Raw genomic sequence first — 13,427 nt, forward strand, 5'->3', positions numbered from 1 at the left:
TGTCGAGGCCGATCAGCGATTGCGGCCCAGCCGCTCATGGCTGTCCACCCAGTCGCCCGCCACCACCGCGCCGGCCAGCGAGACCTCTCCGGCCAGCACCGTGGCGGCGCATATCTCGATAAAGCGCCCCACCTTGCCCTTGCCCCGGCAGCCGAGAATATCGAGGCATTCGCCCTGGGTGGGCAGGCCGGTGCCGCCGCCGAACGTCGCCACGATCAGGGCGGGCAGGGTGATGGACCAGTAATAGGCCGCGCCGCCCTCCTCCAGCCGCACATAGGTCATGGCCGCATGGCTCTCGGCCACATTGGCCGCGTCCTGTCCGGTGGCGATGAACAGGGCCGCCAGCGCATTGGCCGCGTGCATGCCGTTATTGGCCGATCCGGCCATCACCGAGCCGGCGAAGGAATTGAGCCGGGCGCGGAACAGGGCCTCGGCCTCCACGCCCACGCGCGCTTTCAAAAGCTCTGACGGCAGGCGCGCCTCGGCCACCACCCGCGCCCCGCGCGAATGCAGCACGTTGAGCTGGGAGTGTTTCTTGTCGGTGTCCATGGCGCCCGACAATGTGTAGCGCGCCCCGCCGGGATGATTGTCCGCGATCCAGCGGCAGGCCGCGTCGGCGGCCTTGCCCGACATGTTCTGTCCGGCCGCGTCCCCGGTCTCGAAATTGAAGCGCAGATGGAGCATGGGGCCCACGGCGTAGCGTTCGATATGGGAGAGTTTGGCCACCGAGCTGGTCGCCTCGGCCGCGGCGCGGATGGGGTCCAGATTCGCGTCCACCCAGCGGGCGAAATCGCGCGCGCCGCGGGCGCTGTCGAAATGGAAGACCGGCGCGCGCTGCATGTAGCGCTCCACGATGGTGGTGGTCACCCCGCCCGCCTCGGTCAGGATGCGCATCCCTCTGTTATAACTGGCGATCAAAGTGCCCTCTGCGGTGGCCAGCGGCACATAGACGTCTTCGTCCCGTATGTGCTCGCCGCGAATGCGCAAGGGACCGGCCAGGCCAATGGGCACCTGGGCTGCGCCGATGAAGTTCTCGATATTGCCGCGCGTCACCGCCGGATCGAAGGAATAGGCGCCCACATGGGTCAGCCGGGCGCCGCTGCGCGCCTCGATGAACTCGCGCCGCTCGGCGGCCGCCTCGCGGGTGTGATCGTCATCCTTGCGCCGGGGCACTGGCGCGCGCTGGTCATTGGGTTTCATCGGCTTGTCTCCTCAGTCTGATCCTGCCAGCCGCCGCACCCAGTCGGGCACGATCTGCGTCGCCGGGCCGTAATGGCGCTCATCGAACAGGGCGCTGACCTCGCCGGGCTCCAGCGACAGCTCCACCGTCCAGGCGCCCGCCGCCCTGGCTTCCTGCACGAACCCGGCGGCCGGCCAGACCGTGCAGGACGTGCCGATGGCCACGAACAGATCGGCCCGGGCGAGCGCCTCATAGATCGGATCAAGGCCCAGCGGCATCTCGCCGAACCAGACCACATGGGGGCGAAGCCCGCCGGCATGGCCGCAGGACGGGCAGATGCGCGTCAGGGCCAGCGCCTCGCGGTCGGCGAACACATGCCCGCACGCCGTGCAGCGGGTTTTGAGAAGCTCGCCATGCATGTGAATGAGGCCCGCCGAGCCGGCCTGCTCGTGCAGATCATCAATATTCTGGGTGACCAGGAGAAAGTCGCCCCGGCCCGCCATCATCCAGGCCTGTTCCAGCCCGGCCAGCGCCAGATGCGCGCCATTGGGCCGGGCGCCGATGAGGTTTTCGCGCCGGGCGGAGTAGAATTCCAGAACCCCATCAGGATCTTCGGCATAGCCTTCGGGCGTGGCGAGCTTCATGGGATCGAATTTCGCCCATATGCCGCCAACGTCGCGAAACGTGCCCAGCCCGCTCTCTGCGCTGACCCCCGCGCCGGTGAGGATGACGATATTGGAAGCCTGATCATTCATGAGCGCCAGACTGGCCGGGTGCGGGCAAGCCTGTCCAGTCCCGCCCCCCGGCGCGCCCGTTTGGCGGCGCCATCAGCTTTGGTGAACGCTTTCTTAACCGCACGCGTTGGACAGTGTGTCCTGAGGCCCATTCTGACTGGGGGAGGCCCCATGCGCATCCGTCCCGGCGATCCGCTCAGCGCCGCATCCCGCCGCGAACCCGCCAGCTCGGGCCGCGCCGCCGCCACCCCGTCCGTCACGGGGATCGCCAGCGCCCCGCGCGCGCCGGACACTGCGTCCATCATGGGCGTGCCCGAAGCCGAGCTGACTCCCAATGTCCAGCGCGCCCTGCTCTCGCTCATGGGCGAGGTGGACCAGTTGCGCCGCGAGACCGAGGCCCTGCGCGCCAAGGTGCGCGATCTGGAAACCCTGGCCGACCACGATGTCTTTCTGCCGGTGCTCAACCGGCGCGCCTTCCTGCGCGAGGTTTCGAAAGCCCTGGCCCTGGCCGAGCGCCATGACGCGCCCTCCTCACTGATCTTCCTCGACCTCAACGGCTTCAAGGCGATCAATGACTCCCACGGACACGCGGCGGGCGACGCCGCCCTGCGCGCGGTGGCCGATCTGATCGCCGCGCATGTGCGTGAAACCGATGCGGTGGGGCGCCTGGGCGGAGACGAGTTCGGCATCGTGCTCACTCTCACCCCCGTCAGCGCCGCAGAACGCAAGGCCGAGGAACTGGTCAGCACGCTGGCGGCCACGCCCATCGTGCACGAAGGCCAGACGCTTCACGTCGGCGCCGCCTGGGGCGTGCGCGCCCTGGAAGCCGGCATCGGCGTGGACGAAGCCATGGCTGCGGCGGACGCCGCCATGTATGCGCGCAAGGCTGCAACAGGATAAAATGCAGGAGTTGCACGCGCCCGGCGCCGTGCTTACTCATGGGCGCTGGACAGGCGCCGCATCCTTGGGGCCTGCAATACTGCAAGCGCCCCAATGGTTTCCCTTCCCGATTTCCGTCAATACGCCCTGGCCAACAAGATGGAGCTTGAGGCCATCCTCAGCGAGGTCTATGGCGCGCTCATGGCGGGCCAGTCGGGCTTTCTCATGGTCGATGGCGGCGCTCACAAGGGCTATCACACCTTGCGCATGCTTGATCTGCCGGGCTGCAAGCGGGTGGTCGCCGTGGAAGCCGATCCGGACATGGCCAGCCGGCTGGAATCCATCCTGAATCGCCAGGCTGCGGGCGATCCGCGCCTGCGCATCGTGCGCAAGGCGCTGCAGCGTGATCCGTCCCTCACCCGCATCGCCTGGGGGTCTTCCACCAGCCATGAGGGACGCTCGTCCATCCTGTCGGGCAATGACCAGCGCCCGACCATCTGGCACGGCAATACCGATATGGCGTACCGCGAAACCGTATTTGTGGACGCCGCCACGCTTGATCAGGTCCTGATCAGCGAGCGCCTGCCCGTCGGCTTCATCAAGCTGGATCTGGAAGGGGCGGACCTGCACGCCCTGTTCGGCGCACGCGACACGCTGGCCCAGCACCGGCCCGTTGTGGCGTTCGAGAATTCGGTGCACGCGCCCCAGGTCCACGGCTTCACCATCGGCGAGGTGGCGGCCTATTTTCACGGGCTGGGCTATGTGGCGCTGGATTTTACCGGCGAGCCGATGACCCCTGACAGCTGGTTCGGCTTTTTCGAAGCCTTTGCTGCGCCGCGCGAGCAGGTTCAGGCCTTGTCGGGGATATTGAAAGCGGCCCTATCGAAACGAAATCTGTAATCGTGCAGAACCGGGGCGACTTGTGATGCGTGTAGCGTGCCTTCCCATGTTTCAGGAAGTCTGGGCGGCTGAGCTGCAGATCGGCCATCTGTCCCGTCTGATGGACCATATCTTCATTTTCGAAGCGACGAAGACTTTCGCAGGCCGCGATAAGTTCATGTATTTCAAAAACTACCGGTCCCAAATGCAATGCGGTCTGGGCAAGACCACCTATGTGGAGGTCGATGACCTGCCGGACGTGGAACAGACCGCCTATATCGGCTCGGCGGGACGGCCCGCGCCGGAGAACCGCTGGCCGCTGGAGCGGGCCATGCGCAACGCCGCCCGGCGCGTGATCGGCCACCTGCCTGATGACTGCGTGGTGTATATACTCGATATTGACGAGGTCCTCGCCGAGCCGGTTTTCGAAACGGTTGACGCCCGGATTGAAGACAAGCAGGTGATCGCGTTCAGCCTGTTTGACTACAGAGCCTCGATCGCCAGCAGCGGCTTTGTGAAGCAGCCCTTCACAGGAGGGTATGCCGCCCGCGCGTCAACCTGCAAACGCAATGACATCCATTTCATGCGCCGCTTCATCATCAAGGACGGCAAGACGGTTCCCTCCAATTTCAGGCTTGCGCTTGAACCTCATGAAAAACACCGTCCTATACATGACTTTATCGAGCCCGATCTCAACAAGCTCGTGATTGAAGAAGCTGGCTGGCATCTCAGTTCAATGCATGGCGGCTACCGGCAATATCTGGAAAGCAAGGTCCAGAATTTCGCCCACTCCGAAAGCTGGACCAAGCCCGGCCTGGTGGATGCCCGCGAGGACCAGTACGCAGCGCTCAAGGCGTTCGTGCTGGCTCAGAAGACGCGTTACGATTATGAAGATATAGACAATAACATACCCGGCTTCATCCGGTCCTACGCTCAAGAATTCCCCATTCTTCTACAACTAAATCCGGGCTGAAAAACTCAGGAGACGAGATGTGACTCAAAACACAATGGAAGTCACCGTCACAACACCCCGGGGCGAGCGGAAACTCACAATCAGGAACACACGCTCGGACGAGGCCGTGGTGTCCCAGACCTTCAAGCAGAAACAGTTCTTGCTGCCCTATACCCACGGCAGATGGCTGGACGCGCTGTACAGACAGTATATTGATACCGGGAAACGCCCCCTCATCATTGATGGCGGAGGCAATATCGGCACGGCGGCCATCTGGTTCGCAGACCAATTTCCTGAAGCCCATATCGTATCCATCGAACCGGATCACGACAATTTCAAGCTGATCGAGATCAATTGCCAGGGTCTGAAGGTATCGCCGGTTCACGCGGCCATTGGGGCGAAGAATGGATGGCTCGTCGTTGTGGACCCGGGCCGCGGCGAATGGGGCTATGTAACCCGCACTGAAGGCGAAGGTGAAAAAGTACGCTCCATTACGATGAAAAGTCTTGTTGATGAATTCATCGGCCTGGGGTTTGAGCCCTTTCTTTTAAAGCTGGACATAGAAGGCGCTGAAAAGGATTTGTTTGAAGGGGAAGCGGACTGGTTTGACAGGTTTCCCTATATCATGGTCGAAACACATGACAGCATGATGCCCGGCCAGGCGTGCAGCCGCTCCTTCCTGAAAGCGCACACCCGCAAACCACGCGATCTGATTATTCGCGGTGAAAACTGGGTCAGCATAGATACCGGCGTAAAGCCCAGAATTGCCGGATATTTGTAAGCTCCGGCGTCCGGCTCAAAACTCCCGCCGGATCACCGCCACCTTGGAAAAGTCGATATAGATCGACTGGTTCGGGGTCAGGATGGTGCGCTTTTCCGGAACACGCTTTTCAGCAACGAACCGGGCGAAGGCCGCAACCAGGTCATCGGCCTGGATGGCGGTTGTCTCGACCTCAACGGTCGAGCCTGAAACAAGAATGACCTTGACCAGCGCCATGTCATACCCCTGAAAGACTTGCAGCAAGGCGCTTGTAAAGCCTGAAAAGTTGTATCGAGCCAGCTGTTGTCCGTGATGCGCGAGCCGCCGTCAAGCGGCGCAGCGCAAGAAGGCGGCAGACCGGCTCAGCCGCCTGACTGATCGAGCAGGGCGCGCAAAATCTCGCGCGCCTGTTCGCCGTGTTCGGGATCAGCCAGCGCCATGGCCGCGGCCGCCTGCAGATAGCCGGTCTTGGAGCCGGTATCGAAAATCTCGCCCTCGAAGGGCAAGGCGTGGAACGCGCTTGAGGCCATCAGGGCCTGCATGGCGTCGGTGAGCTGTATCTCGCCGCCCGCGCCGGGCGTCTGGCGCGAGAGCAGGCCGAAAATCTCCGGCTGAAGGATATAGCGCCCCGAGATCATGAGCGTGGAGGGCGCGTCCTGCACGGCGGGCTTCTCCACCATGCCGCGCATCTCCACCAGGCGGCCCTTGCGCGCGCCAGGATCGATAATGCCGTAATTGGACACCTGCGAGCGCGGCACGTCCTGGACCGAGATGAGATTGCCGCCGCCCGCCTCTGTGTAGGCGCTGACCATGTCCGCCAGGCAGGAGGGGCGCGAGCGCATGATCATGTCGGGCAGCATCACCGCGAAGGGCTCGTCGCCCACCAGCTCGCGCGCGCACCACACCGCATGGCCCAGGCCCAGCGGCGCCTGCTGGCGCACGAAGCTGCACGCGCCTGCGGCGGGCAGATCGGCGCGCAGCTCATCAAGCAGGGCGGTCTTGCCCTTGGCCTCCAGCGTCGCTTCAAGCTCGTAGGCGGTGTCGAAATAATCCTCGATGGCGCCCTTGTTGCGCCCGGTCACGAAGATGAAGTGCTCAATGCCCGCTTCGCGCGCCTCGTCTATCACATAGTGAAGGGCCGGGCGGTCGAAGACCGGCAGCATTTCCTTGGGGATCACCTTGGTGGCGGGCAGCACCCGCGTACCCAGACCGGCCACCGGCAGAACCGCCTTGCGAACGGGTTTGAAACCCATGATCCCCTCCCTGTTGAGCGCCAGGCCGGTCTAGCCCGCAGGGCAGACGGGCGCAAGCGCGCGCCGGCTCCCCAATCTCTTGCGCCCGCCCCCTTCTGCCCTCAAAGGCAATCAGTTAGAACCGGGTCAGGCGCCTCTGCCGGGGCGTTGCCCTGGGCTGGGGAAGACTCTGCAATGATCATGATGCGCCCATTCATCCTGTGCGGCGGCGCCGGGACGCGATTATGGCCGGTCTCGACGCCTGAACGGCCCAAGCAGTTTCACGCCCTGTCCGGTGCGCGCGCGATGATCGCCGAGACCGCCGCGCGCCTGCCTGAACGCCTTGGCGCCATAGAGCTGGCGCCGGCCGCGGCGGTGGCCGGCGCGCGCTGGCGCGCGGCCCTGCAGGCTCATCTGCCAGACGGGCCGCTGGTGCTGGAGCCCGCCGCGCGCAATTCCGGCCCGGCCGTAGCGGCTGCGGCGCTGTGCGCGGCGCGCGATGATCTCGTCCTGATCCTGCCCGCCGACCATCATATCGCGGATGTGGCCGCCTTCCATGATGCGCTGGCGCGCGGTGTTGATGCGGCCGCGGACGGCGCGCTGGTCACGTTCGGGATCCGGCCCGGTCACGCCGCCACCGGCTATGGCTATATCGAGCTGGACAGCGCAGACGCGGCCAGCGCGCCCTTCACACCGGCCCGGCGTTTTGTGGAGAAGCCGCCGCGCGAGACGGCCGAAGCCTATCTGGCAGGCGGACGCCATGTGTGGAATGCCGGCATTTTCCTGTTCCGCGCCGGCGCCATGATTGAAGCGCTCGAGCGCCATGCCCCGCAGATGATCGAGGCCGTGCGCGCGGCCCTGCCGGCGGCGGGGCCGATGGCGGCGGGCGAGATGCGCATGCTGGCGCGAGAGGCTTTTGCGCGCGCGCCGTCGCTTTCCATCGACTATGCGGTGATGGAGAAGGCCGAACGGGTCAATGTGGTTCCGGTGTCCATGGGCTGGAGCGATCTGGGCGATCTGCGCGCCCTCAAGGCGCTCCATGGCGCAGACGGACGCAGCGTGCTGATCGGCCCGGCGGCCGAGGATGCCGGATCAGGCAATTTCATCCTGTCCACCGGACCGCGCGTGGCCGTGCGGGGATTAAGCGCGATCGCCGTGGCCGCCAGCCCGGACGGCGTGCTGGTCACCACGCTCGATGACGCCGCCGAGGTACGCAAGGCCGTGGAGGGCGCCAGCCGCAGCGCCGCCCCCAATCTCGATCCCGCGCTCGCAGCCCGCGCGCGCGCCTGGGTCCATGACCATATGCTGCCCTGCTGGGCGCAGGCGGGCTGGGACAAGGCGCATGGCGGGTTTGTCGAGACGCTGAGCCGGGACGGCGCGCCTCATCTCGACCAGCCGCGCCGGGGCCGGGTGGCCCCGCGCCAGGTCTTCACCTTCGCCACCGCCCTGATGCACGGCTGGGACGAGGGCGGGGCGGCGAGCCGACTGGTGGATCTGGGGCTGGACTATCTTGATGGTCCGGCGCGGTCCCCAGAGGGCGGCTGGGCCCATGGCCTTGAAGCGGGCGCAGGCGTCAGCGATGCGCGCCGCGATCTCTACGACCACGCCTTCATCGCCCTGGGCGCCGCACGGGCCTTCCAGGCCACCGGCGAGGCGCGCGCCGAACGCATCGCGCTGGAGGCCTTCGCCCTCATCGATGATCTCATGCGCGACGGCGCGCCGGGCTGGGCGAGCCCCGAGACCGCGCCGGGGCGCAAGCTGTCCAACCCGCACATGCACCTGCTGGAAGCGAGCCTGGTCTGGCATGAGGCCAGCGCAGACCCGGATGCGCTGTCACGCATCGCCGAACTGGCCTGGCTGTTCGAGGCTTTCATGTTCGATCCCGCCAGCGGCGCTGTCGGCGAGGTCTTCAGTCCGGACTGGTCGCGCTTGTCCGGCGAGGAGGGCGCGCGCATTGAGCCGGGCCATTGCTATGAATGGGCCTGGCTGTTGTCCGAGGTGCAGCGCCTCACGGCTCGCGACACGGCCAGCTGGTCGCGCCGGCTGATCGCCTTTGCAGACGGGCGCGGCGCCGGACCGGACGGGTTCTCTCTGGACGCCGTCACGGCCGATGGCGCCCCGCTCATGGCCACGGCGCGCGCCTGGCCGCAGCTGGAGCGCATCCGCGCGCGCCTGCGCTTTCCTGAAACCGCCGCGCCCGGCCAGGCGGGCCGCGAGCTGGCCGCCTTCCTGGACGCCTATATCGATGAAGCCAGCCCCGCATGGTGCGATCGGCGGGAAGCAGGCGGCGCACCCCAGGACTTCCTGCCCGCCTCCATGCCCTATCACTTCATGACCGCGCTGGGCGGGCTGTAGCGTTCTTCAGGGGCGTCCGACGCTGACATAGGTGAAGCCGCGTGCGGCGGTTTCACCCGGGTCGTAGATATTGCGCAGATCCACGATCAGCGGCTGTTTAAGCGCGGCTTTCAGCCGCCCGAAATCCAGCGCCCGGAACTCGTTCCATTCGGTGACGATGACCAGAAGGTCCGCGCCTTCAGCACACAGATAGGGGCCTGTGACGAAGTCCACGTCCTTGAGCAGCTTTTCGGCTTCCTCAATGCCCGCCGGATCAAAGGCGCGCACCCGCGCGCCGGCCTTTTGCAGGGCCGGGATGATATCCAGGCTGGGCGCATCGCGCATATCATCGGTATTGGGTTTGAAGGTCAGGCCGAGCACGGCCACCGTCTTGCCGTCCACCGATCCGCCCGCCGCCGCGATGACCTTGCCGGCCATGGCCTGCTTGCGCTTGTCATTGATGTCCACCACCGTCTCGATCAGGCGCACCGGCGCGCCGGCCTCCTGGGCGGTGCGCACCAGGGCCAGGGTGTCCTTGGGAAAGCACGAGCCGCCATAGCCCGGACCGGCATGGAGGAATTTCGCGCCGATGCGGTTGTCCAGGCCAATGCCGCGCGCGACTTCCTGCACATTGGCGCCCACCTGCTCGCACAGATCGGCCATCTCGTTGATGAAGGTGATCTTCATGGCCAGGAAGGCGTTGGCCGCATACTTGATCAGCTCCGAGGTGCGCCGCGAGGTGAACACGATGGGCGTCTCGTTGAGATAGAGCGGGCGGTACAGCTCGCGCATGCGCGCAATGGCGCGCTCGTCCTCTGTGCCCACCACGACCCGGTCGGGACGTTTGAAATCGTCAATGGCCGCGCCCTCGCGCAGAAATTCCGGGTTCGACACCACGGCGAAATCGCCATCGGGTCGCGCCTTGGCGATCACCGCCTCCACCTCGTCGCCTGTGCCCACCGGCACGGTGGACTTGTTGACCACGACGGTGAAGCCGTCCATGGCGCGGGCGATTTCCTCGGCGGCGGCGTAGACATAGGTCAGGTCCGCATGCCCGTCGCCGCGCCGCGAGGGCGTGCCCACGGCAATGAACACCACATCCGCTTCACGCACCGCATCGGACAGGTCGGTGGCGAAGTCCAGCCGGCCCTCGCGCACATTGCGCTCGACAAGAAGGTCCAGGCCCGGCTCATAGATCGGCACGCCCCCGCTGCGCAGGAGGGCGATCTTGTCCTCATTCTTGTCGATGCAGGTCACATGGTGGCCGAAATCGGCGAAACAGGCTCCGGACACCAGGCCGACATAGCCGGTTCCGATCATGGCGACACGCATGGGCTGAGCTCCCCCGCACGGGCTGACAGGACCGGGTCCCGGACCCGGTCTGCGAGCCATAGCAGCGGGGGATGTCATCTCCAAGCCTCAGCGCCAGTCTGGACGCGCCGGAAAGCGCCACATCCGTTGAAACCGTCACATCCCCTGCTTAAGGTGCCCGCTTACCGGAACTGAGGGGTTCAACGGAGGGGGCTTATGGCCAACAAACCAAACAGGGTCAGCGCGGAGTCATGCCGCAAGCTGGCCGACGCAATTTTGACTGTCCGCACGCGCGCGATCGTGTCGGAACGCTGGATCGAATCCCAGCTGGGCCAAGCGCTGGACAGCCATGACTGGCGCCCCGGGCGCCCAGGCCATGTGACCAAGCTGGCCAAGCAGGTCGCCAAGCTGGTCTATAACGGCCCGGCAGAGCGAGAGGCGCTCGCCAAAAAGCTCGCCAGACTGACGCGACAGGAGCGTGTGCGCGACGCAGTCAGGCGCTTCTTCATCAACTCAGGCCTCGAAGCCCATGGCGTACCTGTGGACCATGAGTCTATCGGACGCGACCAGCTCATGGCGGCCATGCTGAGCCGGTTTGTGTATGGTGAAGCCCCCGAGTTTCAGAACGAGCTGAAAAGACAGGGCGTTTACACACTCCTGCAAAATGCGGGCGGCGGCGCCTCCCATGTCAACCGCTCCCTCCTTCTGGTGCACGCCCTGGGGTCCAGCTCGTTCATCTGGGCGGTCCATCTCTACCGCCCTGCAGGCGCCCAGGCCGAACTGAAAGCGCGCATGGGCGTCTTCCTGCCGGAGAACCCCAATATGTCGCTTCTCTCCGCGGCGGCCTGGGTTGATCCGGCGCCCGTGCTCAGACAATGGCTGACGGATGAAGACGCCGCCACAGCGCTGGCCGCCATCCGATCTCAGAACCGGAACGGAAAGCAAGAGCGCTCCGTGGCTGTGCTGAACTTCAAGTCTGATAACAGCGCCGAGCTCAATGACGGGCATGGCCTCAAGGCCGTCGGCTATATCGCTTCTGATGACCGCCTGGGCGCTGGCGCGCTGGACGCCATCGGCCTGGTGCAGCGTAGCGCACTGAGCGATGCATACGCCGCTGTGGCGCCCGCCCCCAAAGCCGAACACGCTCAAGCCTACGCCGAGGTGCAGGACGCGCTGGCGCGTTTTGCGGCGATCGCCGCTGCGCCGGGCCTGAATGCGGTGATGGCGCAGCCGGCTGGCGAGCCGGCTCTGGAACGCGCGCCCGCCCCGGCCCTGAAGGCCGCAGAAGCGCCGGAAGCCCCGGCATCTCTGGATGGTCCGGAGAGCCCGCAGGCGTCAGGAGATCCTGAGACGCCGGATAGTCCGGAAACCCCTGAGATCTCCGAGGTCCCGGACACGTCAGAGGCGCAAGCCTCAGCCCCGGCCCCGGACACGTCAGAAGCGCTGGCGGCGCCAGGAGACCCTGAAACGCCGGATACTCCGGACTCCCCTGAGATGCCGGACTCGCTGGAAGCGTCACAGACGCCCAAACCGCAAAAACTGGACGCGGATGCACCGGCCTCTACCAAGCCGGCGGTCAGCGATGCCGATGGTCAGCCTACGGATGATCCGGCCCCGGCTGAGGCGGACGAGGGCGAAACGCCGCCCGCTCAGAGCTCCTGATCGAAGGCGCCCACTTCCGGGTGACGCGCCAGCTCCTCGCGGATCGCTGCAAACAGGGCGCGGGTGTCGTCCTTGCTGGTCAGGCTTTCGACCACCACCACCAGATTGGGGGTGTTGGAGCTGGCGCGCACCAGGCCCCAGGCGCCGTCTTCCAGGGTGAAGCGCACGCCATTGACGGTGTTGATGTCGCCGATAGGCCGCCCGGCGATCGCCTCGCCTGAGGCCATCTTCGCCTCGAACGCGGCGGTGATGCGCGCGACCACATCGTATTTCACCTCGTCGGCGCAGGCCGGCGACAGGGTGGGCGAGCCGTAGCTGACCGGCAGGGCCCGCTTGAGATCGGCCATGGACTTGTCCGGGTTGCGGTCGAGCATTTCCAGAATGCAGCGCGCCGAGACCAGCGCGCAGTCATAGCCGCGCCCCACGGGCGGCTGCAGGAAGTAGTGACCGGACTTCTCAAACCCCGCCAGCGCACGCAGCGCGTTGGCGCGGCGCTTGATATAACTGTGGCCGGTCTTGAAATAATCGGTGGTGGCGCCGTTGGCTTTCAGCACCGGGTCGGTGGCGAACAGCCCGGTGGATTTCACGTCCACCACGAATGTTGCATTGCGGTGTGAGGCGGACAAATCGCGCGCCAGCATCAGGCCGACCTTGTCGGCGAAAATCTCCTCGCCCTCATTGTCCACCACGCCGCAGCGGTCGCCATCGCCGTCAAAGGCCAGCCCCACATCCGCGCCCTCGGCCCGCACCCGGTCGGCCAGGGCGTGCAGCATTTTCATGTCTTCAGGGTTGGGATTGTAATTGGGGAAGGTGTGGTCGAGCGCGCAATCCATCTCGATCACCTCGGCGCCCAGCGCGCGCAGCACGTCCGGCGCGAACGCGCCCGCCGTGCCATTGCCGCAGGCCGCGACCACTTTCAGGCGGCGCTTCAGGCGTACGCCCGCCGCGGCTTCAGCTTTATAGACCTCGGCCACGCCCTCACGGCGCACATAGCCGCCGCCGGGCCGGGCCTGGCCCTCGCCGCCCAGCACGATCGCCTTGAGCCGGCTCATCTCGTCCGGGCCGAAGGTGAGCGGGCGCTCCACGCCCATCTTCACCCCGGTCCAGCCATTGGCGTTATGGCTGGCGGTGACCATGGCCACGCTTTCGATATCCAGATGGAACTGGGCGAAATAGGCCATGGGCGAAAGCGCCAGGCCGATATCATGCACCTCTATGCCCGCCTGCATCAGGCCGACGGTCAGGGCCTGTTTCACGCTCAGCGAATAGCTGCGGAAATCATGACCGGTGACGATTTTGGGCGGCTTGCCCAGCTCGTGGATCAGCGTGCCCAGGCCCAGGCCGAGCTGTTGCACGCCATACAGATTGATGTCCGGCGCCCGGTCAGAGCCGGGATGGCCGAACCACCAGCGCGCATCATATTCGCGAAACCCGGTCGGCTTGATCAGGGGCTGTGTTTCAAAGTCCCATGTATTCGGCTTGATGTCGGCGTTCACGGGCGTCC

General features: G+C 65.7%; 12 protein-coding genes. 6 read left to right on the forward strand and 6 right to left on the reverse strand.

Annotation, left to right across the window (positions count from 1 at the left end; all coding sequences use genetic code 11):
• Window positions 1-12: 12 nt before the first annotated feature.
• Both F1654_RS11285 and F1654_RS11290 read right to left on the reverse strand, forming a co-directional pair.
• Window positions 13-1,200: a hydroxymethylglutaryl-CoA reductase gene (locus F1654_RS11285; RefSeq protein ID WP_150023648.1), complete on the reverse strand. Its 1,188-nt coding sequence runs from the start codon at window positions 1,198-1,200 to the stop codon at window positions 13-15.
• A 12-nt stretch (window positions 1,201-1,212) separates the two neighbouring features.
• Entirely contained in the window at window positions 1,213-1,935 is a 723-nt protein-coding gene (locus tag F1654_RS11290; RefSeq protein ID WP_150023649.1) for an NAD-dependent deacylase, read from the reverse strand.
• 150 nt (window positions 1,936-2,085) lie between these two features.
• Here F1654_RS11290 and F1654_RS11295 point away from each other — a divergent pair, with 150 nt between their 5' ends.
• The 4 genes from F1654_RS11295 (at window position 2,086) to F1654_RS11310 (ending at window position 5,405) form a co-directional block, all read left to right on the forward strand.
• Window positions 2,086-2,814, forward strand: coding sequence for a GGDEF domain-containing protein (locus F1654_RS11295; RefSeq protein ID WP_233205261.1), 729 nt, complete (start codon window positions 2,086-2,088; stop codon window positions 2,812-2,814).
• A gap of 93 nt (window positions 2,815-2,907) precedes the next feature.
• On the forward strand, window positions 2,908-3,693 hold the full coding sequence (locus tag F1654_RS11300; RefSeq protein ID WP_150023650.1) for an FkbM family methyltransferase: 786 nt from the start codon (window positions 2,908-2,910) through the stop codon (window positions 3,691-3,693).
• 46 nt (window positions 3,694-3,739) lie between these two features.
• A complete protein-coding gene (locus tag F1654_RS11305) occupies window positions 3,740-4,645 on the forward strand; it encodes a hypothetical protein (RefSeq protein WP_150023651.1) in 906 nt (301 codons plus the stop codon).
• A gap of 19 nt (window positions 4,646-4,664) precedes the next feature.
• Complete coding sequence (locus F1654_RS11310; RefSeq protein WP_150023652.1) at window positions 4,665-5,405, forward strand: FkbM family methyltransferase; 741 nt, start codon at window positions 4,665-4,667, stop codon at window positions 5,403-5,405.
• Between the two features lie 15 nt (window positions 5,406-5,420).
• On the opposite strand, the gene F1654_RS11315 is transcribed toward F1654_RS11310, so the two are convergent.
• Together F1654_RS11315 and galU are read right to left on the reverse strand one after the other, a co-directional pair.
• Entirely contained in the window at window positions 5,421-5,621 is a 201-nt protein-coding gene (locus F1654_RS11315; protein WP_150023653.1) for a hypothetical protein, read from the reverse strand.
• A gap of 125 nt (window positions 5,622-5,746) precedes the next feature.
• Window positions 5,747-6,637, reverse strand: coding sequence for a UTP--glucose-1-phosphate uridylyltransferase GalU (gene galU / locus F1654_RS11320; protein ID WP_150023654.1), 891 nt, complete (start codon window positions 6,635-6,637; stop codon window positions 5,747-5,749).
• A 180-nt stretch (window positions 6,638-6,817) separates the two neighbouring features.
• Between galU and F1654_RS11325 the strand changes: the two genes are divergently transcribed.
• Window positions 6,818-8,971 carry an AGE family epimerase/isomerase gene (locus F1654_RS11325; RefSeq protein WP_199200559.1) on the forward strand — a complete coding sequence of 718 codons (2,154 nt, stop codon included), beginning with the start codon at window positions 6,818-6,820 and terminating at the stop codon, window positions 8,969-8,971.
• Between the two features lie 6 nt (window positions 8,972-8,977).
• On the opposite strand, the gene F1654_RS11330 is transcribed toward F1654_RS11325, so the two are convergent.
• The gene (locus F1654_RS11330) at window positions 8,978-10,282 is read right to left on the reverse strand and encodes a UDP-glucose dehydrogenase family protein (protein WP_150023656.1); all 1,305 of its coding nucleotides are present in this window, start codon (window positions 10,280-10,282) and stop codon (window positions 8,978-8,980) included.
• 195 nt (window positions 10,283-10,477) lie between these two features.
• Between F1654_RS11330 and F1654_RS11335 the strand changes: the two genes are divergently transcribed.
• Window positions 10,478-11,923: a hypothetical protein gene (locus tag F1654_RS11335; RefSeq protein ID WP_150023657.1), complete on the forward strand. Its 1,446-nt coding sequence runs from the start codon at window positions 10,478-10,480 to the stop codon at window positions 11,921-11,923.
• Here F1654_RS11335 and F1654_RS11340 read toward each other — a convergent pair.
• Window positions 11,911-13,419 (reverse strand): phosphomannomutase/phosphoglucomutase, encoded by a 1,509-nt coding sequence (locus tag F1654_RS11340; RefSeq protein ID WP_150023658.1) that lies wholly within the window; start codon window positions 13,417-13,419, stop codon window positions 11,911-11,913. The genes F1654_RS11335 and F1654_RS11340 overlap by 13 nt on opposite strands.
• Window positions 13,420-13,427 lie beyond the last annotated feature (8 nt).

This window comes from Alkalicaulis satelles (genome assembly GCF_008630495.1).
Taxonomy (GTDB): Bacteria; Pseudomonadota; Alphaproteobacteria; order Caulobacterales; family Maricaulaceae; genus Oceanicaulis; species Oceanicaulis satelles.

What these genes read in the sequence shown, in the direction of transcription:
- F1654_RS11285 (WP_150023648.1), bottom strand. Translation starts at nt 1,200, where the DNA reads ATGAAACCCAATGACCAGCGCGCGCCAGTGCCCCGGCGCAAGGATGAC.
- F1654_RS11290 (WP_150023649.1), bottom strand. Translation starts at nt 1,935, where the DNA reads ATGAATGATCAGGCTTCCAATATCGTCATCCTCACCGGCGCGGGGGTC.
- F1654_RS11295 (WP_233205261.1), top strand. Translation starts at nt 2,086, where the DNA reads ATGCGCATCCGTCCCGGCGATCCGCTCAGCGCCGCATCCCGCCGCGAA.
- F1654_RS11300 (WP_150023650.1), top strand. Translation starts at nt 2,908, where the DNA reads ATGGTTTCCCTTCCCGATTTCCGTCAATACGCCCTGGCCAACAAGATG.
- F1654_RS11305 (WP_150023651.1), top strand. Translation starts at nt 3,740, where the DNA reads ATGTTTCAGGAAGTCTGGGCGGCTGAGCTGCAGATCGGCCATCTGTCC.
- F1654_RS11315 (WP_150023653.1), bottom strand. Translation starts at nt 5,621, where the DNA reads ATGGCGCTGGTCAAGGTCATTCTTGTTTCAGGCTCGACCGTTGAGGTC.
- galU (WP_150023654.1), bottom strand. Translation starts at nt 6,637, where the DNA reads ATGGGTTTCAAACCCGTTCGCAAGGCGGTTCTGCCGGTGGCCGGTCTG.
- F1654_RS11325 (WP_199200559.1), top strand. Translation starts at nt 6,818, where the DNA reads ATGATGCGCCCATTCATCCTGTGCGGCGGCGCCGGGACGCGATTATGG.
- F1654_RS11330 (WP_150023656.1), bottom strand. Translation starts at nt 10,282, where the DNA reads ATGCGTGTCGCCATGATCGGAACCGGCTATGTCGGCCTGGTGTCCGGA.
- F1654_RS11335 (WP_150023657.1), top strand. Translation starts at nt 10,478, where the DNA reads ATGGCCAACAAACCAAACAGGGTCAGCGCGGAGTCATGCCGCAAGCTG.